The sequence below is a fragment of the Kutzneria sp. NPDC052558 genome (assembly GCF_044547355.1).
GTDB lineage: Bacteria > Actinomycetota > Actinomycetes > Mycobacteriales > Pseudonocardiaceae > Kutzneria.
In genome coordinates, this window is the sequence record NZ_JBIUAG010000040.1 from 1 (window position 1) to 18,912 (window position 18,912).

Here is an 18,912-nt window from a genome sequence, read left to right on the forward strand (position 1 = left end):
CCCACCCCTCAGCCGAACAACGCCCAACCCCTCACCGCAAACCCCACCCCCGGCAACCGCGCGGCGCGGGCACCAGAACCACAACCACACCCACCCCTGAGCCAGCAATCAACCGGCTCCCGCCCCAAAGCCGCCACCAACCCCCCATGCGCCGGCCAGACGACTCAGATCGGCGGGACCATGCCCGTGAGGCGGCCGTTGGTGTCGCACACATGGCAAGTGCGGTTGGCCGTGGCGGTCCGGCCGACGCCGCCGACCACCGCGATCACCGGGATCGGCACCTCGCCGATGCCGCCGCACTGGTGGCACACCGTGTACATCTTGTCGGCCACCGAGTCCGCGACGAACTCGGCCTCCTCATCGTCACCCGTCACGAGCGCCCACCATACGGTCCGACCCGGACGGGCCGGACCGCAGGTGCCGTTTGCGCAGGTCAGCCAGCTGGAGTGACGGTGACGGCGTCGACGACGAACACGAGCGTCTCGTTGCCCTTGATGCCGCGGTTACCCCCAGGGCCGTAGCCCTTGTCCGGCGGGATGACCAGCAGCCGGCGGCCGCCCTGCTTGATGCCGACCAGGCCGTCGTTCCAGCCCTGGATGACCTGGGCCTGCCCGACCGGCGACACGGTGAACGGCTGCAGCGGCTGCTGGTCCCAGGAAGACTGGACGTCCTTCCTGTCCGACCAGGTGGCGAGGTCGTAGTACACAGCCACCGAGTCGCCGGCCTTCACCGCGGCGCCGGTGCCGGGCGTGAGGTCCTTGGTCAGCTCCTGAGTGGGAGCCGTGCAGGTGTCCGGGACGGTGATCGTCGGCTTGCTGCCGAAGGCCCCACTGACCTGCACGTCGTCCACGGTGCAGGGCTTCTTGGGCGCCGCGGAGGTGGTGTCGGGGCTGCTGCCGGTGCTGGAGCCGCCGCAGGCGGCCGCGCCGAGCAGGGTGGCAAGAGTCAGGGCCGCGAGGCCGGCTGTGCGCATGGCACGCGAGCCTAACGGGCCCGCCGCGTTACCTGTTCGTGACCTACGGCTTGGTATCCCCATCCGGCCGACCCGTCCCTGATTACCAGGACGAGGGAGCGGAGGGGGTAATGGTGGGAGGCCCGCGGCACGGACCGATGCCACCGACCGACATGGGTGACGGGGACACCGACAATCGCTACGAACACATCGCCGTCCTGCTGGAAGCCGCCCGCGCCGATCCGCGCGGCGGCATGGACCCGCTGATCATCGAGCTGACGCCGCTGCTCTGGCACGTGGCCCGGGCCCAGGGCCTGGACGCCGGCAGCTGCGCCGACGTGGTGCAGACCACGTGGCTGAACCTGCTGCGCTCGCTGGCCGACATCCACACCCCGGCCGCGCTGACCGCGTGGCTGGTCACCGCGACCAAGCGGGAGGCCTGGCGGGCCAAGGACGCGCACCGCAACGAGACCCTGGCCGGCGACGAGACCTTCGCCGACCTGCTGGACGGCTCGGCCGGACCGGTGGACCAGGCGCTGGTCGCCGACCAGCGCCGCCGCCTGTGGAAGGCCGTCGACCAGCTGTCCGCCCGCTGCCAGCAGCTGCTGCGGGTGGTCGCGTTCACGCCCCGCCCGGACTACGGCCTGGTCGCGAACCGACTGGGCATGCCGAGAGGCAGCATCGGCCCGACCAGGGGCCGGTGCCTGGCCAAGCTGCGCGAACTGCTGATCTCCGACCCGGAAGGAGAGTGGGGATGACAACGGTGCGTCCGGACGAGCCGCTCGACGAGCTGGACCTGCGCATCCTGGCCGCCGTGCGCGACCTGTGGTCGGCCGCCGACCCGCCGCCGGCCGACCTGGTCGACCGGATCCGGGGCGCGGTCGCGCTGGCCGGCGCGTTCCTGGGGGCGCCGACGGTCGCGGTCTGCCGGCAGCGCACCGGCTCCGACGATGTCGGCCGCATCACCTTCGACAGCGACGCGCTGACCATCAGCCTGTCGGTCGGCGTCAACCTGGACGGCACGGTGCGGATGGACGGCCGCCTGTCCCCGCCCGGCAGCCACGACGTGGAGCTGCGCACCGACGACCAGCGCCTGTGCACCCGCTCGGACGTGCACGGCCGATTCACCATCAACGGCCTGCGCCACGGCCCCGCTCACCTGATCGTGAGCGCCACCACCGTGTCGCTCACCACGCCGTCCATCACGCTCTGACACCCCCCACTGCGTGGAAGGGGGCTTTCCTCCACTCGGAGTGGAGGAAAGCCCCCTTCCAAGCGGGAAGGAGGCGCGCGATCGAGATTCGCTCAGAAGGGGAGGCCGAAGACGGGCAGGCCCACCACGGCGTCGGCGGCCAAGGCCACGAACACCAGCATCAGATAGGTGTTGGAGAGGTGGAACAGCTTCATCGGGTTGCCCTCCTGGCCCCGCCGCACCTCATTGTGCAAACGGTGGGCGAACACCAGGAACCAGGCGCCGAACACGACGGCGAACACTCCGTAGATCCAGCTGGTCGCCGGCAGCAACAGCAGCGAGAGCACGACCATCGCCCAGGAGTAGACGACAATCTGTCGCGAAACCTCTACCCGAGTGGCCACCACCGGCAGCATGGGCACGTTCACCGCGGCGTAGTCGTCCTTGAACTTCATTGCCAGCGCCCAGAAATGCGGGGGCGTCCAGCAGAAGATGACGCCGAACATGACCAGCGGCTGCCAGCCGACCGTGCCGGTCACCGCGGACCAGCCGATCACCACCGGCATGCAGCCGGCGGCCCCGCCCCACACGATGTTCTGGGCGGTCCGCCGCTTGAGCACCATCGTGTAGATCAGGACGTAGAACAGGATGGTGGCCACGGCCAGCACCGCGGACAGCAGGTTCGTGGTCAGCCACAGGAACACGAACGAGGCCACGCCCAGGGCCAGGCCGAAGATCAGGGCGCTGCGCACCGGCACGGTGTGCTTGGCCAGCGGGCGGGCCTTGGTCCGCTTCATCACCGCGTCGATGTCGGCGTCCCAGACGCAGTTGAGCGCGTTGGCGCTGCCGGCGGCCATGGTGCCGCCGAACAGGGTGGCCAGCACCAGCCACAGGGACGGAATTCCACGCTGTGCGAGCAACATCGCTGGGATCGTCGTCACCAGCAGCAGTTCGATCACGCGCGGTTTCGTCAGGGCGATGTAGGCCCCGAGCACGGCGCGCACGGAGCGACCGGATGTGGTGGTGGCGTCGACGGCGGTGCTGCCAGGCATTCCCTTGGCGGGGCTCACCGGCGGCATCTCGCTCCTCGAATCGGACAGTTGACAAGAATGGGGACCGACGTCGGGCCGTCGATCGTTTGAATCGTAACCGCGTGCCGCCGGCGCGCTCTTGTGGGGTCGTTGCGAGGTCCGTCACGACTCACCCACCCCTGTTGAGATCACATTTTCGACAGCTCGGGACTAGGCTTGGCCGCGACGAGCCAAGCGAGCGGAACGGGCTGGGCACGGTCGGCTCTCGGGATCGATCCAGAGCTCCGCCGACCAGCGCCGTCACGGCCTGTTCCGCGTGACGTGAAGAGTGGGAGCTCAGGTCCGTGTCCGACACCGACGAAGTCACCCGGCTGACCACCGCCCATCTGCCCCAGGACTGGACCGAGCTGGACAAGCGCGCGGTCGACACCATCCGGGTGCTGGCCGCCGACGCCGTCCAGAAGGCGGGCAACGGCCACCCCGGCACCGCGATGAGCCTGGCGCCGACCGCCTACGCCCTGTTCCAGCGCGTGATGCGGCACGACCCGACCGACCCGAACTGGCTGGGCCGGGACCGGTTCGTGCTGTCCGCCGGGCACTCCAGCCTGACGCTGTACCTCCAGCTGTTCCTGTCCGGCTACGGCCTGGAGCTCGACGACATCAAGGCGCTGCGGACCTGGGGCTCCAAGACCCCGGGCCACCCCGAGGTGCACCACACCGCCGGCGTGGAGATCACCACCGGCCCGCTGGGCAGCGGCCTGGCCTCCGCGGTCGGCATGGCCATGGCCGCCCGCCGCGAGCGCGGCCTGTTCGACCCGGACGCCGCCCCCGGCCAGAGCCCGTTCGACCACCACGTCTACGTGATCGCGTCGGACGGCGACATCGAGGAGGGCGTCACCTCCGAGGCCTGCTCGCTGGCCGGCACCCAGCAGCTGGGCAACCTCACGCTGATCTACGACGACAACAAGATCTCGATCGAGGACGACACCACGATCGCGTTGTCCGAGGACACCGGCAAGCGCTACGAGGCCTACGGCTGGCACGTGCAGCACGTCGACAGCGGCGAGAACGTGCAGGGCCTGCTGGAGGCGATCGAGGCGGCCAAGGCCGAGACGGAGCGCCCCTCGATCATCGTGCTGCGCACGATCATCGGCTTCCCGGCCCCGACCAAGATGAACTCGGGCAAGGCCCACGGCGCCGCCCTGGGCGCCGACGAGATCGTCGAGATCAAGAAGATCCTCGGCTTCGACCCCGAGGTCGCCTTCCCGGTCGAGGACGAGGTCCTCGCGCACGCCCGCAAGGCCGTCGAGCGCGGCAACGCCGCCCACGTGGAGTGGCAGAAGTCCTTCGACGTGTGGGCGGCGGCCAACCCGGAGCGCAAGGCGCTGCTGGACCGGCTCATCGCCCGCGAGCTGCCGGCCGGCTGGGCCGAGAAGCTGCCGACCTGGAGCCCCGACCCCAAGGGCGTGGCCACCCGCAAGGCGTCCAACGAGGTGCTGTCGGCGCTGGGCGAGTCGCTGCCGGAGCTGTGGGGCGGCTCGGCCGACCTGGCCGAGAGCAACCTCACCACGATCAAGGGCGCCGACTCGTTCGGCCCGACCTCGATCGCCACCAAGGAGTGGAAGGCCACGCCGTACGGCCGGACGCTGCACTTCGGCATCCGCGAGCACGCCATGGGCATGATCCTCAACGGCATCGCCCTGCACGGCCCGACCCGCCCCTACGGCGGCACCTTCCTCGTCTTCAGCGACTACATGCGCCCGGCGGTGCGGCTGGCCGCGCTGATGGGGATCCCGGTCACCTACGTGTGGACGCACGACTCGGTCGGCCTCGGCGAGGACGGCCCCACCCACCAGCCGGTCGAGCACTACGCCGCGCTGCGGGCCATCCCGGGCCTGTCCTTCGTGCGCCCCGGCGACGCCAACGAGACGGCCTTCGCCTGGAAGGCGCTGATCGCCCGGCACGACCACCCGACCGGTCTGGCCCTGAGCCGGCAGAACCTGCCGGTCCTGGAGGGCACCGACGCCGACGGCGTGGCCAAGGGCGGCTACGTGCTGGCCGACGCCGGCAACGGCGACCCGCAGGTAGTGATCATCGCCACGGGCTCGGAGCTGCAGCTGGCGGTCGAGGCGCGGAAGGCTCTCGAGGCCGACGGCGTTGCCACTCGTGTGGTGTCCATGCCGTGTGTCGAGTGGTTCGACGAGCAGGACCAGGCCTACCGCGACCAGGTGCTCCCGCCGTCCGTGAAGGCGCGCGTGACCGTCGAGGCGGGCATCGCCCAGCCGTGGTACCGGTTCGCCGGCGACGCCGGCGAGATCGTCTCGATTGAACACTTCGGGGCATCCGCTGACTATCAGACGTTGTTCCGCGAGTTCGGCTTCACGCCCGAGAAGGTCGTCGAGGCCGCGCGCCGAAGCATCGCCAAGGTGGAGGGAAAGTAGAAGATGAGCGCCAACAACTTGGCCGCGCTCAGCGAGGCCGGCGTGTCGATCTGGCTCGACGACCTGTCGCGGAGCCGGCTCACCAGCGGCAACCTCGTGTCGCTGATCAAGGACAAGCACGTCGTCGGGGTGACCACCAACCCGACGATCTTCGCCGGCGCGCTCTCGCACGGCGAGGCCTATGACGAGCAGGTGCGCGAGCTGGCCGCCCGCGGCGCCGACGTGGACGCGGTGGTGCGCGAGCTGACCACCACCGACGTGCGCAACGCGTGCGACGTGTTCCGCGCGACCTACGAGGCCTCCGGCGGCAAGGACGGCCGGGTCTCGATCGAGGTCGAGCCGGGCCTGGCCCACGACACCGACGCCACCGTCGCCCAGGCGCTCGACCTGTGGAAGACGGTCGACCGCCCGAACCTGATGGTGAAGATCCCGGCCACCGTCGAGGGCCTGCCGGCGATCACCCGCACCCTGGCCGAGGGCGTCAGCGTGAACGTGACGCTGATCTTCTCGGTGCAGCGCTACCTGGACGTCATGGACGCCTTCATCGCCGGCATCGAGCAGGCGAAGGCCAACGGCCACGACATCTCGAAGATCCACTCGGTGGCGTCGTTCTTCGTGTCCCGGGTGGACACCGAGGTCGACAAGCGCCTCAAGGCCATCGGCACCGCCGAGGCCGAGGCGCTGCTGGGCGAGGCCGCGATCGCCAACGCCCGCCTGGCCTACGCCGCCTACGTCGGCGCGTTCAGCACCCCGCGCTGGCAGGAGCTGGCCTCGGCCGGCGCGCACGCGCAGCGTCCGCTGTGGGCGTCCACCGGCGTGAAGGACCCGAACTACTCCGACACCCGCTACGTCGACGAGCTCGTCGTCGACAACGTGGTGAACACCATGCCGGAGAAGACCCTGGACGCGGTGGCCGACCACGCCAACCTGCGCGGCGACACGGTGAGCAACACCGAGGAGCAGGCCCAGGAGCTGTTCGACGCGCTGGAGCAGGCCGGCATCGACATCGACGACGTCTACGACGTGCTGGAGACCGAGGGCGTCGACAAGTTCGTCAAGTCCTGGGCCGAGCTGCTCGAGACGGTGCAGGGCCAGCTCGACAAGGCGAAGGGCTGAGATCAACGTGGGGATTTCCGTCGACATCGTCCACGACGGGCTGGCCGAACAGGCGCGCCCGCTGGTCGACCAGCTGATCGCGGACAAGATCGCGTCCAAGCTGGCCGCGCAGGACCCGACGCTGTGGGGGCCGGACGCCGAGCCCGAGGCGTCCATCCGACTGTCCTGGACCACGCTGCACGACAGCTCCCGGCCGCTGGTCGGGGAGATCGAGGCGTTGCAGGCCGAGCTGGCCGGCGAGGGCATCGACCGGATCGTGCTGGCCGGCATGGGTGGCTCGTCGCTGGCCCCGGAGGTGATCACCGCGACCGCCGGCGTGCCGCTGGTCGTGCTGGACACCACCGACCCGGGCCAGGTGGCCGACGCGCTGGCCGGTGACCTGACGCGCACCGCGATCGTGGTGTCGTCCAAGTCCGGCGGCACCGTCGAGACCGACAGCCACCGGCGCATCTTCGAGAAGGCCTTCACCGACGCCGGCATCGACGCCAAAAGCCGCATCATCGTCGTCACCGACCCGGGCTCGCCGCTGGAGAAGATGGCCACGGAGGCGGGCTACCGCAAGGTGTTCACCGCCGACCCGCACGTCGGCGGCCGCTACTCGGCGCTGACCGCGTTCGGCCTGGTGCCGGCCGGTCTGGCCGGCGCGGACATCGGCCAGCTGCTGGACGAGGCCGCGGCGGCGTTCAAGCTGCTGTCGCTGGACGACGACACCAACCCGGCCCTGTGGCTGGGTGCGGCCTGGGGCGCGGCGCACGCGCAGGGCGCCGAGAAGGTCATCCTGGCCGACACTGGTTCGGGCGTGAAGGGCTTCCCCGACTGGGCGGAGCAGCTGATCGCCGAGTCCACCGGCAAGCAGGGCGTCGGCCTTCTCCCGGTGGCCGTGGAGAACGCGGACGCGCCGGGCTTCGTCACGGCCGGCACCGACGCCACCCCGATCGCCATCGGCCCGGACGTGGACGCGGCGTTCATGAGCACCGCGGGCGAGCTCGGCGGCCTGTTCCTGCTGTGGGAGTTCGCCACCGCGATCGCCGGCCGTCTGATCGGCATCAACCCGTTCGACCAGCCCGACGTGGAGGCGGCCAAGGCCGCCGCCCGCGCTCTGCTCGACAAGCCGGTCGGCGGCGACGAGGCCGCGCCGAACCTGACCATCGGTTCGGTCGAGGTGTACGAGAGCGGCGAGTGGCTGCCGCCGACCGCGTCGACCCTGGTCGACGTGCTCAACGCCTTCCTCGCCGCCGCGCCCGACCACGGCTACGTGGCCGTGCAGGCCTACCTGGACCGCCTCGACGACGCCTCCGCCGCCGTGCTGCGGCCGGCCGTCGCGCGGGCCAGCCGCCTGCAGACCACCTTCGGCTGGGGCCCGCGGTTTCTGCACTCGACCGGCCAGTACCACAAGGGCGGTCACCAGAACGGCGTGTTCCTCCAGGTCACCGGCGCGGTCGTGGAAGACCTCGCGGTGCCGGACCGCCCGTACACGCTGGGCGTGCTCCAGCACGCGCAGGCGCTGGGCGACGGCTCGGTGCTCGCCGAGCACGGCCGCCCGGTGCTCCGTCTGCACCTGACCGACCGGGCCGCCGGCCTGGTCGAGCTGACCAAGGCCGTCCAGGAGGTCAAGAGGTGAGCAGCTGGCGCAACCCGCTGCGGGACGAGCGCGACAAGCGCCTTCCCCGGATCGCCGGCCCGTGCGGCCTGGTGATCTTCGGCGTGACCGGCGACCTGTCCCGCAAGAAGCTCATGCCCGCCATCTACGACCTGGCCAACCGGGGCCTGCTGCCGCCGGGCTTCGCGCTGACCGGGTTCGCCCGGCGCGACTGGGCCAACGAGGACTTCGGCGAGGTCGTGCACCAGGCGGTCAAGGAGCACGCCCGCACGCCCTACCGGGCCGAGGTCTGGAACCAGCTGTCCGAGGGCATCCGGTTCGTGCAGGGCACCTTCGACGACGACAACGCGTTCGACAACCTGGCCAAGACGGTCCGCGAGCTCGACGAGCAGCGCGGCACCGGCGGCAACCACGCGTTCTACCTGTCGATCCCGCCCGGCGCGTTCCCGGTGGTGACCAAGCAGCTGTCCCGGGCCGGCCTGGCCGAGCAGGACGCCGAGCAGTGGCGCCGGGTCGTCATCGAGAAGCCCTTCGGCCACGACCTGAAGTCGGCCAAGGAGCTCAACAACGTCGTCAACGACGTCTTCCCCGAGGAGTCGGTGTTCCGCATCGACCACTACCTCGGCAAGGAGACGGTGCAGAACATCCTGGCGCTGCGCTTCGCCAACCAGATGTTCGAGCCGATCTGGAACGCCAACTACGTGGACCACGTGCAGATCACCATGGCCGAGGACATCGGCCTCGGCGGTCGCGCGGGCTACTACGACGGCATCGGCGCGGCCCGCGACGTGATCCAGAACCACCTGCTCCAGCTGATGGCGCTGACCGCGATGGAGGAGCCCGTCTCCTTCCACCCGCGGGCGCTGCGGGCGGAGAAGATCAAGGTGCTGTCGGCGGCGCGGATTCCCACGCCGTACGACCAGACCTGCGCGCGCGGCCAGTACGTCGGCGGGTGGCAGGGCGGGCAGAAGGTGCTCGGCCTGCTGGAGGAGGGCGGCTTCGCGCCGGACTCCAAGACCGAGACCTACGCCGGCATCACGCTGGAGGTCAACACCCGCCGCTGGGCCGGCGTGCCGTTCTACCTGCGGCACGGCAAGCGGCTGGGCCGCAAGGTCACCGAGATCGCCGTGGTCTTCAAGCGGGCCCCGCACCTGCCGTTCGACTCCACGGCCACCGAGGAGCTGGGGCAGAACGCCCTGGTCATCCGGGTGCAGCCGGACGAGGGCGTGACCATGCGGTTCGGCTCCAAGGTGCCGGGCAACACCATGGAGGTCCGGGACGTCACGATGGACTTCGGGTACGGCCACGCCTTCACCGAGTCCTCGCCCGAGGCCTACGAGCGGCTCATCCTGGACGTGCTGCTGGGTGAGCCGTCGCTGTTCCCGATGAACGAAGAGGTCGAGCTGTCCTGGCAGATCCTGGACCCGGTGCTGGAGCACTGGGCCAAGCAGGGCATGCCCGAGGGCTACGCCCCCGGCAGCTGGGGTCCGCCCTCGGCCGACGAGATGCTCACCCGCACCGGTCGTCATTGGAGGCGCCCGTGATCATCGACCTGCCGTCCACCACGACCGCCCAGGTCAACGCCAAGATCGTGGAGGTCCGCGAGACCGGCGGCGCGGTGGCCCTTGGCCGGGTGCTGACGCTGGTGATCGTCACCGACGACAGCGCCAAGACCGAGGAGGCCATCCAGGCCGCCAACGAGGCCAGCCGCGAGCACCCGTGCCGGGTGATCGTGCTGGCCCGCGGGGCCCGCAAGGCCGCCGCCCGGCTGGACGCCCAGATCCGGGTCGGCGGCGACGCCGGGGCCAGCGACGTGGTGGTGCTGCGGCTCTACGGGCCGCTGGCCGACCAGGCCGCCAGCTGCGTGGTGCCGCTGCTGCTGCCCGACGCCCCGGTGGTGGCGTGGTGGCCGTCCGAGGCGCCCGACGTGCCGGCCGAGGACGCCATCGGCCAGCTGGCCACCCGCCGGATCACCGACTCCGCCGCCGAGAAGAACCCGATCAAGGCGTTGGAGCAGCGTCGCAAGTCCTATGTGGACGGTGACACCGACCTGGCCTGGACCCGGCTGACCAACTGGCGGGCCCAGCTGGCGGCCGCGCTGGACCTGCCGCCGTACGAGAAGGTCACCGGGGCCTCGGTGATCGGCGAGGCCGACTCGCCGTCCTCGGAGCTGCTGGCCGGCTGGTTCGCCTCGCGGCTGAACGTGCCGGTGAGCCGGGCCAAGGCCACCGCCGGCGAGGGCATCGTCCAGGTGACGCTGCAGCGCCGGTCCGGGGCCGTGGACCTGCTCCGGCCGGACGCCAAGACCGGCACCCTCACCCAGCCGGGCCAGCCCGACCGCCGGATCGCGTTGCAGCGCCGGTCGGTTCGCGACTGCCTGGCCGAGGAGCTGCGGCGGCTGGACCCGGACGAGATCTACAAGGACGCCCTGATGGCCGTCCCGAAGGTCTCCAAGGCCCGCCACGCCGTCACCCCGGCGCCGGCGCCCAAGCCGGCGGCGGCCGCGCCCAAGCCGGCCGCGCCCAAGGCTTCGGCGAAGGCTTCGTCCGCGAAGGCGAAGGCCGAGGCGCCGGCGGCCGAGGAGAAGCCCAAGCGGTCCGCCTCGAAGAAGGCCTCCGCCAAGGCCGACTCGTGACCGGACCCGATGTCGTGGTGCACAGCGGCGGCGACCTCCTGGCCGCCGCCGCTGCGGCCCGCCTGATCACCAAGCTCGTGGACGCCCAGGCCGCTCGCGGCCTGGCGTCCCTGGTGCTCACCGGCGGCCGCACCGGCAACGCCGTGATGGAGCACGTGCGGGACAGTCCCGCCCGTGACGCCGTCGACTGGTCCCGGGTCGATTTCTACTGGGGCGACGAGCGTTTCCTGCCTTCGGGACACGCCGACCGCAACGAGACCCAGGCCCGGGCGGCGCTGCTGGACCACATTGCCCTGGACCCGTCCCGGGTGCACGTGATGGAGGCGTCGGACGGCCGCTTCGGCGACGACCCCGACGCCGCCGCTGCCGACTACGCCCGGGTGCTGGGCTCTCCCGTGCCGGCTTTCGACGTGCTGCTGCTGGGCGTCGGCGAGGAGGGGCACACCGCCTCGATCTTCCCCGACTCCCCCGCCGTGCACGAGGAGTCCTTGACGGTCGTCGCCGTGCGCGACTGCCCCAAGCCTCCGCCGACGCGGGTTTCCCTTACCCTGCCGGCCATCCGTCGCGCCGCCGAGGTGTGGCTGATGACCACCGGCGAGGCCAAGGCCGACCCCGTCGCCCAGGCCCTGGCCGGCGCGTCCCCCGTGGACATCCCCGCCGCCGGCGCCCGCGGCACCCACCGCACCCTGTGGCTTTTGGATTCCTCCGCCGCCGCAAAGCTCTCCTGAGAGTCGACGGCCTTCGACCCCGGTCGGAGGCCGTCACCCTCTAGGCTCGTCCCGTGGAGACCGATCTCACCCTCCCCGACGGCCACACCCTGCACGTCTACGACACCGGCTCGGGCCTTCCCGTGTTCTGGCACCACGGCACGCCCCAGATCGGCGCCGTGCCCGCTCCTTTGCTTGCCCTGTCGGGGATTCGCTGGCTGTCCTACGACCGTCCCGGCTACGGCGGCTCCACCGCGCGGCCCGGCCGCACCATCGCCTCGGCCGCCGCTGACGTCGCCTTCATCGCCGATTCCCTTGGCATCGGCCGCTTTTCCGTACTCGGCCACTCCGGCGGCGGCAATCACGCCCTGGCCTGCGCCGCGTTGCTGCCCGAGCGGGTGATCGGCTGCGTGACCGTCGCCGCCATGGCCCCGTTCGAGCCGCCGCTGCTGGACTGGTGGCAGGGCATGGTCGCCCCCGACGAACTCCGCGCCGCCGTCACCGGCCGGGCGGCGCTGGCCACCCAGCTCGCCACCGTCCCGTTCGACGAGAACTCCTTCACTCCCACCGATCACGCCGCCGTTTCCGACACTTGGTCCGATCTGGGCCGCAATGCCGGTCTCGCCACCGCCAACGGCCTCGACGGCATGATCGACGACGACCTCGCCTACGTGTCACCTTGGGGCTTCGAGGTCCAGCAGATCGCCTGCCCCGTGCTCCTCCTGCACGGCGGCTCGGATCGCATCATCCCCCTCTCCCACGCCGAATGGCTCGCCCGCCACCTGCCCGACCACACCCTGCTGACGTCCTCTTCGGACGGTCACATCTCCATCCTGGACCGCACCATCGACGTGGTTGACTTCCTCCATGCCTAGGGCCGCCCTGCTGATCATGGACGTGCAGCTTGACCACCACCGCCCTGCCCACCAAGCCGGCATCCACACCATCACCGACCGGACCGCAGCTTGACCAAGGTCCTCGTCACCGGCATGTCCGGCACCGGCAAGTCCAGCGCCTTGCGGGCGCTGTCCGTCCGCGGACACCGGACCGTCGACACCGACTCGTCCCGCTGGAGCCGCTGGGAGGGCGCCGACTGGATCTGGCGTGAGGACGCCATGTCCGCCCTGCTCGCCACGCCCGGTCCCCTGTTCGTCGCCGGCTGCAAGTCCAACCAGGGCCGCTTCTATCCCCTTTTCGACCACATCGTCCTGCTCAGCGCCCCGGCCGACGTCCTGCTGGCCCGCATCGCCGCCCGCACCGACAACCCGTACGGCAAGCTCCCCGCCGAACGTGCCGAGATCCTCGCCAACCTGACTGCCGTCGAACCCCTGCTCAGAGCAACCTGCACGCTTGAGCTCGACGCCACCGCCCCGCCCGACCACGTCGTCCGGCAATTGGAGACCTTGATCAGCTCACCGAAGTGATCGCGGTCGACCGCGGCACTCGCCAACCGCCGGGGTCCGCGTTCACGTTTCACCGCAGGCCGGCGAGAAAACGGCGCAGGGCCCATTCGAAGTCGGCATCGCAGTTCGTGCACGGTGGAGGGCGCGGACCGCCCTCCACCGCAAGGAGATCAGCCGGTGATCGCCTTCAGCGCACCGAAGTACGCCTGGTGCCCCAGGGCGTTCGGGTGGTAGGACTCGTTGAGCTTGTCCCACTGCAGGCTGGTCATCCACTCCGGGTTGCCGGAGCAGAGCTCGTGGCCCGCGAACGCCGTGCGGGCGTCCAGGAACCGGAACCCGGCGTTCGCCGCCGCCTGCTGCAGGAGGTTGTCCAGGACGTCCGTTCCGTTGTTCAGGGCCGACCGCTTGGTGTCGCTCAGCCCGACCCAGCAGCTGCCGCCGATCTTGTAGAAGCGCGGGTAGCCGACCACCACCACCTGCGCCGACGGCACCTTGGCCCGGATCCCCTGGTACAGGCTGGCCAGCGCGCCCGGCAGCACCGACTGGCCCGTCGCCACCGCCGCGTTCACCGCGTTGATGCACGTCTGGTCGGCGAGGTTGAGGATGCAGGTCTCCAACACGCTCACGAAGCCCACGTCGTTGCCGCCCACCTGCACGGTGACCAGCGTCGTGTCCGGCGTCAGGCCCGCCGCCGCCTGGTTGACGACGTCGGCGACCTCCGCTCCCGAGCAGGATTCCTCGACGTAGGTGACCGTCGGGTGCGCCGCCTCCCACAGCCGGCTGTAGGCCAGCGGCCCCCGCCGGCACGGGTCGTTGGCGTTGTCGTATGTGTACGTGCCCACGCCCACGGCGTAGGAGTCGCCCAGGGCGACATACTTGCCCGCCGCCGCCGGGGCAGCGGCAGCCGTTGCGGGTAACAGGATCGCGATGAGCGGGACCAGCAGCAGGGCCAGACGGCGCATGGAATGTCTCCGTTTTCGAAGGCATAGCGGACGATGCTGACGCGACCACTACGAGTAGCAGCTGGAACGTGACTCCGGTAGGCCCGCCGGTATCGTTGGCACGTCTGCCTGGCTTTCCTTCACGCCCTGTTCAGCGCGCCGTCGGGCAGGACGGCGTGCACGCCCCAGACCTGGTTGGCCACCTGGGTGATCCGCAGGTCCACCACCGGGCTGGCCAGGGCAAGGGCGGTCGTCCGGTCGACGCCGTACCCGACCGCCATCCAGTCCAACATCGCCGACAGGGCTTGCGCCGACGCCTCGTTCAGGTCCGAATCAAAGCCGAACGTCACCCGGCCCGCCGGGGTGATGGCGTGCGCCGTGCGGATCGGTGGCTGCTCGACCAGATCCACCGTCAGCCGTGTGGTCATGCCGCACTCCACCGCCGTGCCGCTCACCTCGCCGTCACCCTGCGCCCCGTGGCCGTCGCCCAGGCACAGCAACGCTTCCGGCACCGTGACCGGCAGGAACAGCGTCGAGCCGGCCACCAGCTCCCGGCAGTCGATGTTGCCGCCGCACGGCCTCGGCGGCACCGTCGAGTGCTGTCCCGGCTCCTGCGGCGGCAGCCCGATCACGCCCAGGAACGGCGCCAGCGTCACCTCGAACCCGAGCTGGTTGACCGCCTTCCCGCCCGCTATGTCCCATGTCAGCTCGACAGTCCTGCCCGGCACCACGCCCAGCCGCCGGTTCAGCGCGTTGTCCCGCACCGCCGCGACCGTGAAGCCCCAGTCGTCCGGCTCCAACGCCTCCAGCCGCACCGCCAGCATCATCCCCGGCCTCGCCCCGCGCACCGCGATCGGCCCGGTCAGGCAGTGCCCCCTCGGCTCCGGTATCAGCTTCGGGCCGAAGATGTCCTTCTCCAGCAGCCCCGACGCGTTCATGCTGCGCACAGTCAGCCTGTCCCCCGGCTCCACCGTCAACACCGGCGCCCGCTCCGGATCGAAGACATCCGTGACGGTCTCGGCAGTCGCTTCAAGTCGATGTTCAGCCACCACCCCATCCTGCCGCCATCCCATACCCCCGGCCACACCCACGCAATCGCCGCCCGCCAAGCCATCCCGCCCGCTACCCCGCCGTCTTGCCGTCACGCTTTCCGTCGCCATGCCGTAGCGGCGGCACCCGTCATCGCCCTGGGCTCCCGCCGTTCACCACTGTGGCATCACAGGCCGTTCGGAGCGCGTCGCGTCCATACCACCGACCGGCATACAGTGACCGGATCGGCCACCTCTGCGACGGTCTTCGCGGCTTCGGCGGCGGAGGCGGCGAAACGCTGATCCCCCAACACTTTCACCACCGCAGCCCGCACGGCGTCGGCCGTGGGCGGGCGGACGACGACGGCACTGCCCTGCCGGGCGGCGCGGTTGGCCAGCTCCCACTGATCGCCGCCGCCCGGCACCGCCACAACGGGCACGCCGGCGAGCAAAGCCTTGGCCAGCAAGCCGTGCCCGGCGCCGCAGACGACAACATCGGCCTGGCGCAGCAACTCGTCCTGCCCACCGGCGCCGGCACGGGCCCAGTCGGGCAGCCGGTCCGGTGGCTGGAAGGTGGAAATCGCCGCCCGGACGTCCAGGCCGGCCAGCGCGGCGAGGGTTGCGGAGAGCATGTCGGTGGCGCCATTGACCGCGGTGGACGGCGCGATCATCACCAATGGCTGGTCCCCGGGCGGCGGCGTGAGGCCGGCGGGCACGGGATCCCACAGCAGCGGCCCGACGACGTGCGCTTGCGCCGGCCAGTCCGGGCGGGGCACCTCCAGGGCCGGCAGCGTGGCGATCAACCGTGCAGCAGGCCCCGGATCCGTTGCGGGCAAACCGATTCCCCGCCGTGCGGCGGCTCGCTGCCGATGGCCCTGCCGCAGCGAACGAGCGGTCGCCCGGCGCAGCAGGGCATCCCGAAGGCGACCCCCGACCCCGACGCCCGGCGCGAGTCCGCTGCCGATCGGCGGCAGGCCACGGGACGGCAGATACAGCGGATGCGGCGACAGCTCCACCCACGGCAACCCGGACAACTCAGCGGCCATGCCGCCGCAAGTCGCCAGCACATCCGACACCACCAGATCCGGCTTGAGCAGACCCAGGGTCGGCACGAGATCTCGGGCCAGCTCGGCCGCCCGATCGTGCAGCCAACGCCCGATGTCGGCCTCGTACCGCAGCGCCAGCCACTCCAGCGGCGGCGCGTCGATCCCGGCCGCCACGGCGGCGTCACGCCACCCGTCGGTGGTCAGCAGCACCGGCTCGTCGCCGGCCGCCGCCAACCGCAGGCACAGCGCGACCGAGGGAAACACGTGGCCGGCATCCGGTCCGGCAACGACGGCCACTCGCACAGGCAGCAGACTCCCACACGAAAACCGGTTGCCGCGCGGCCACACCGCTCACGACACTGCGAGCCACCATGACGATTCGGACACCACTGTTCTGCGGCACGGCCCTGGCCCAACGCATCGAGCGGGTCGAGGCCCAGCTCGTCGCCCAAGCCAGCGCCGCCGCCCGGGCCCGCCGCGCCGACACCCTCGGCTTCGCCCGCGAGATCGCCGGCGGCGTCGCCAGCTACGCCGAGGCCGACTCGCCGTTCAACAAGATCGCCGGCCTCGGCTTCGGCGGCGTGCCCACCGAGGCCGAGCTGGTCGAGGTGGAGCAGGCCTTCCGCACCCTCGGGTCCCCGGTGCCGGTCGAGCTGGCCAACCTGGCCGACCCGGCCGTCGGCGAGCTGCTGACCGGCCGCGGCTACCGGCTGACCGGCTACGAGAACGTGCTCGGCCTGTCCCTCGACGGCCTGTCCGCCCCGGAGCCACCACCCGGTGTCGAAGTCCGCCTCTGCCGCGCCGACGAGACCGACACCGCGCTCGACCTCCTGGTCGAGGCCGTGCTCAACCCCGACACCGAAGGCGTGGCCTCGGCCGAGGACTTCCCACGCGACGTTCTCGGCAACGCCATCCGTGACATGGACTCCACCGGCACGCGCCGCTACCTCGCCCTGATCGACGACGTCCCGGTCGGCACCGGCAGCCTGCGCATCGCCGACGGCACCGCCTATTTCGCCGGCGCCGCCACCTCCGTGCAGCACCGCCGCCGCGGCGTGCAAACCGCCCTGATCGCCACCCGCCTGGCCGACGCCATCGCCGCCGGCTGCGACATCGCCACCGTCACCACCGCGCCCGGCACCAAGTCACAGCAGAACGTCCAACGCCGCGGCTTCGACCTCCTCTACACCCGCGCGCTGCTCCAGTCCTCCTGAATCGCCACCGACGTCCCGCGTCCACGCGACCGTCCCGATCCCACGCCACAGACCTCCGCGTCCACGCCGCAACGTCCCCACAACATCCCGAACCCCGTCGTCCGGCATCACCCGGCAGTGCCGGAACCGTCAGCACCAGCGGCCGGTGGTCGGCGAACGCCCGGGCCACCGCGTCGAACAGCGGGTGCACCCCGTCCGGCTCGATCACCGCCGTGTCCGGATCGCCGCCCAACGCGATCACGTCGCTGTAGACCTCGGCCAGCCGTACGTGGGCAGCGGCTCGCTTGCAGGCGTCACATCGTCGAAACGAAAAGTCGTCACGAAAAAACTCTAGGGCGGTGTCGATTGCGATGAACCTCCATTCGACGCAGGGGTGACGGCACCCGACCAGCGAGAGGAACCGCCATGGGCTACGCGGACGTGAACGGCCTGCACATGTACTACGAGCGGCACGGCGAGGCCGGCACCCCGCTGGTGCTGCTGCACGGCGGCATGCTGACCATCGACCTGAACTTCGCCGGCCTGATCCCCTCGCTGGCCCACGACCACCAGGTGATCGCCGTGGAACTCCAGGGCCACGGCCGCACCGCCGACATCGACCGGGAGATCACCCCGGCCGCCCTGGCCGGCGACGTGGTGGCCCTGCTGGACCACCTCGGCGTCGACCGGGCCCACGTGCTCGGGCACAGCATGGGCGCGGCGGTCGCGCTCGAGCTGGCCGTCAGCCACCCGAGCCGGGTCCGCTCGGCGGTGCCGATCTCCGCCAGCGTCCGACCGGACGGCATGCACGAGGACCTGGCCGACCCGTCGCGACACGCCACCTCCACCCGGATGCCGTCGGCGCGGGACTTCGCCGACATGCAGGAGGCCTACCAGCGGCTGTCCCCGCACCCGGAGCACTTCACCCAGTTCCTGGCCACGCTGTCCGCGTCCAACGCCGACCTGAAGGGCTGGAACGACGAGCAGTTGGCCGGCATCACCGCGCCGACGCTGCTGGTGATGGGTGACCACGACTTCGTCACCATCGAGCACGGTGCGCTGATGAAGCGCCTGATCCCCGGCTCGCACCTGGCGGTGCTGCCGAACACCACGCACATGGACGTGACCCGGCGGCCCGAGCTGCTGCTGCCGATGCTGGCCGGGTTCCTGGACTAGCCGCCGTCCCGACCGCTACTGGCCGAAACGGAACTTGTCCAGCACCCGGCGCTCCCGCTTGGTGGGCCGACCGGCGCCCCGCTCGCGACGTGCGACCGGGATCGCGGCCTCCGGCGGGGGCGCGGGCGTGCGGTCGATGAAGCAGGTCGCCGCGTCGGCCGCGCCCACCCGCTTCTGGATCACCCGCACCACCTCGATGACCCGGGTCCGGTCACCGATTCGGGCACGCACCTCGTCACCCGGCGACACCGTGCTCGCCGGCTTGGCCGGCTTGTCGTTGATGCGCACGTGCCCTCCCCGGCAGGCCGCCGCAGCGTCCGGACGGGTCTTGGTCAGCCGGACCGCCCAGAGCCAGCGGTCCACTCGGGTGGACTCCACCTCCTCATCATGTCATCGGGTCCAACGGATTTCGTGCCGACGCGGCTCTCGCCCGACCGTCCACCGCCGAGCA

19 protein-coding genes are annotated in these 18,912 nt (G+C 71.2%); 12 read left to right on the plus strand and 7 right to left on the minus strand.

The features are described from left to right. Window positions 1–164: 164 nt before the first annotated feature. Window positions 165–374 (minus strand): hypothetical protein, encoded by a 210-nt coding sequence (locus ACIG5F_RS42615; protein WP_396525933.1) that lies wholly within the window; start codon window positions 372–374, stop codon window positions 165–167. A gap of 59 nt (window positions 375–433) precedes the next feature. Further along, entirely contained in the window at window positions 434–973 is a 540-nt protein-coding gene (locus ACIG5F_RS42620; protein WP_396525934.1) for an FKBP-type peptidyl-prolyl cis-trans isomerase, read from the minus strand. 137 nt (window positions 974–1,110) lie between these two features. On the opposite strand from ACIG5F_RS42620, the gene ACIG5F_RS42625 reads away from it, so the two are divergent. Together ACIG5F_RS42625 and ACIG5F_RS42630 are read left to right on the plus strand one after the other, a co-directional pair. Then, window positions 1,111–1,710 carry an RNA polymerase sigma factor gene (locus ACIG5F_RS42625; RefSeq protein WP_396525935.1) on the plus strand — a complete coding sequence of 200 codons (600 nt, stop codon included), beginning with the start codon at window positions 1,111–1,113 and terminating at the stop codon, window positions 1,708–1,710. Continuing rightward, window positions 1,707–2,165, plus strand: a complete 459-nt coding sequence (locus ACIG5F_RS42630) for a hypothetical protein (protein ID WP_396525936.1) — start codon at window positions 1,707–1,709, stop codon at window positions 2,163–2,165. Before ACIG5F_RS42625 ends, ACIG5F_RS42630 begins: the two co-directional genes overlap by 4 nt. 92 nt (window positions 2,166–2,257) lie before the next feature. Here the strand turns inward: ACIG5F_RS42630 and ACIG5F_RS42635 are convergent, their stop codons facing one another. Next, entirely contained in the window at window positions 2,258–3,196 is a 939-nt protein-coding gene (locus ACIG5F_RS42635; protein WP_396526011.1) for a heme o synthase, read from the minus strand. A gap of 323 nt (window positions 3,197–3,519) precedes the next feature. Between ACIG5F_RS42635 and tkt the strand changes: the two genes are divergently transcribed. The 8 genes from tkt to ACIG5F_RS42675 all read left to right on the plus strand — a co-directional run bounded on the left by tkt (window position 3,520) and on the right by ACIG5F_RS42675 (window position 13,098). Continuing rightward, a complete protein-coding gene (gene tkt / locus ACIG5F_RS42640) occupies window positions 3,520–5,616 on the plus strand; it encodes a transketolase (protein ID WP_396525937.1) in 2,097 nt (698 codons plus the stop codon). A gap of 3 nt (window positions 5,617–5,619) precedes the next feature. Next, window positions 5,620–6,732, plus strand: coding sequence for a transaldolase (tal, locus tag ACIG5F_RS42645; protein WP_396525938.1), 1,113 nt, complete (start codon window positions 5,620–5,622; stop codon window positions 6,730–6,732). Between the two features lie 7 nt (window positions 6,733–6,739). Next, entirely contained in the window at window positions 6,740–8,353 is a 1,614-nt protein-coding gene (locus ACIG5F_RS42650; protein ID WP_396525939.1) for a glucose-6-phosphate isomerase, read from the plus strand. Continuing rightward, complete coding sequence (gene zwf / locus ACIG5F_RS42655) at window positions 8,350–9,876, plus strand: glucose-6-phosphate dehydrogenase (RefSeq protein ID WP_396525940.1); 1,527 nt, start codon at window positions 8,350–8,352, stop codon at window positions 9,874–9,876. The genes ACIG5F_RS42650 and zwf overlap by 4 nt, the downstream gene beginning before the upstream one ends. Beyond that, complete coding sequence (gene opcA / locus ACIG5F_RS42660) at window positions 9,873–10,967, plus strand: glucose-6-phosphate dehydrogenase assembly protein OpcA (RefSeq protein ID WP_396525941.1); 1,095 nt, start codon at window positions 9,873–9,875, stop codon at window positions 10,965–10,967. Before zwf ends, opcA begins: the two co-directional genes overlap by 4 nt. Next, window positions 10,964–11,695, plus strand: coding sequence for a 6-phosphogluconolactonase (gene pgl / locus ACIG5F_RS42665; protein ID WP_396525942.1), 732 nt, complete (start codon window positions 10,964–10,966; stop codon window positions 11,693–11,695). The genes opcA and pgl overlap by 4 nt, the downstream gene beginning before the upstream one ends. Before the next feature lie 53 nt (window positions 11,696–11,748). Continuing rightward, a complete protein-coding gene (locus ACIG5F_RS42670; RefSeq protein ID WP_396525943.1) occupies window positions 11,749–12,549 on the plus strand; it encodes an alpha/beta fold hydrolase in 801 nt (266 codons plus the stop codon). A 90-nt stretch (window positions 12,550–12,639) separates the two neighbouring features. Then, entirely contained in the window at window positions 12,640–13,098 is a 459-nt protein-coding gene (locus ACIG5F_RS42675; protein ID WP_396525944.1) for an AAA family ATPase, read from the plus strand. Between the two features lie 149 nt (window positions 13,099–13,247). Here the strand turns inward: ACIG5F_RS42675 and ACIG5F_RS42680 are convergent, their stop codons facing one another. The 3 genes from ACIG5F_RS42680 to ACIG5F_RS42690 all read right to left on the minus strand — a co-directional run bounded on the left by ACIG5F_RS42680 (window position 13,248) and on the right by ACIG5F_RS42690 (window position 16,395). Then, complete coding sequence (locus ACIG5F_RS42680) at window positions 13,248–14,039, minus strand: SGNH/GDSL hydrolase family protein (RefSeq protein ID WP_396525945.1); 792 nt, start codon at window positions 14,037–14,039, stop codon at window positions 13,248–13,250. Between the two features lie 119 nt (window positions 14,040–14,158). After that, a complete protein-coding gene (locus ACIG5F_RS42685; RefSeq protein ID WP_396525946.1) occupies window positions 14,159–15,067 on the minus strand; it encodes an acetamidase/formamidase family protein in 909 nt (302 codons plus the stop codon). Window positions 15,068–15,234: 167 nt separating this feature from the next. Beyond that, window positions 15,235–16,395, minus strand: coding sequence for a glycosyltransferase (locus ACIG5F_RS42690; protein WP_396525947.1), 1,161 nt, complete (start codon window positions 16,393–16,395; stop codon window positions 15,235–15,237). Between the two features lie 68 nt (window positions 16,396–16,463). Between ACIG5F_RS42690 and ACIG5F_RS42695 the strand changes: the two genes are divergently transcribed. Together ACIG5F_RS42695 and ACIG5F_RS42700 are read left to right on the plus strand one after the other, a co-directional pair. Continuing rightward, window positions 16,464–17,306 (plus strand): GNAT family N-acetyltransferase, encoded by an 843-nt coding sequence (locus ACIG5F_RS42695; RefSeq protein ID WP_396525948.1) that lies wholly within the window; start codon window positions 16,464–16,466, stop codon window positions 17,304–17,306. 405 nt (window positions 17,307–17,711) lie between these two features. After that, window positions 17,712–18,461, plus strand: a complete 750-nt coding sequence (locus ACIG5F_RS42700) for an alpha/beta fold hydrolase (protein WP_396525949.1) — start codon at window positions 17,712–17,714, stop codon at window positions 18,459–18,461. A 15-nt stretch (window positions 18,462–18,476) separates the two neighbouring features. Here ACIG5F_RS42700 and ACIG5F_RS42705 read toward each other — a convergent pair whose 3' ends face one another. Continuing rightward, on the minus strand, window positions 18,477–18,839 hold the full coding sequence (locus ACIG5F_RS42705; RefSeq protein ID WP_396525950.1) for an RNA-binding S4 domain-containing protein: 363 nt from the start codon (window positions 18,837–18,839) through the stop codon (window positions 18,477–18,479). Window positions 18,840–18,912: the final 73 nt, after the last annotated feature.

What these genes read in the sequence shown, in the direction of transcription:
- ACIG5F_RS42620 (WP_396525934.1), bottom strand. Translation starts at nt 973, where the DNA reads ATGCGCACAGCCGGCCTCGCGGCCCTGACTCTTGCCACCCTGCTCGGC.
- ACIG5F_RS42625 (WP_396525935.1), top strand. Translation starts at nt 1,111, where the DNA reads ATGCCACCGACCGACATGGGTGACGGGGACACCGACAATCGCTACGAA.
- ACIG5F_RS42630 (WP_396525936.1), top strand. Translation starts at nt 1,707, where the DNA reads ATGACAACGGTGCGTCCGGACGAGCCGCTCGACGAGCTGGACCTGCGC.
- ACIG5F_RS42635 (WP_396526011.1), bottom strand. Translation starts at nt 3,196, where the DNA reads ATGCCTGGCAGCACCGCCGTCGACGCCACCACCACATCCGGTCGCTCC.
- tal (WP_396525938.1), top strand. Translation starts at nt 5,620, where the DNA reads ATGAGCGCCAACAACTTGGCCGCGCTCAGCGAGGCCGGCGTGTCGATC.
- ACIG5F_RS42680 (WP_396525945.1), bottom strand. Translation starts at nt 14,039, where the DNA reads ATGCGCCGTCTGGCCCTGCTGCTGGTCCCGCTCATCGCGATCCTGTTA.
- ACIG5F_RS42695 (WP_396525948.1), top strand. Translation starts at nt 16,464, where the DNA reads ATGACGATTCGGACACCACTGTTCTGCGGCACGGCCCTGGCCCAACGC.
- ACIG5F_RS42700 (WP_396525949.1), top strand. Translation starts at nt 17,712, where the DNA reads ATGGGCTACGCGGACGTGAACGGCCTGCACATGTACTACGAGCGGCAC.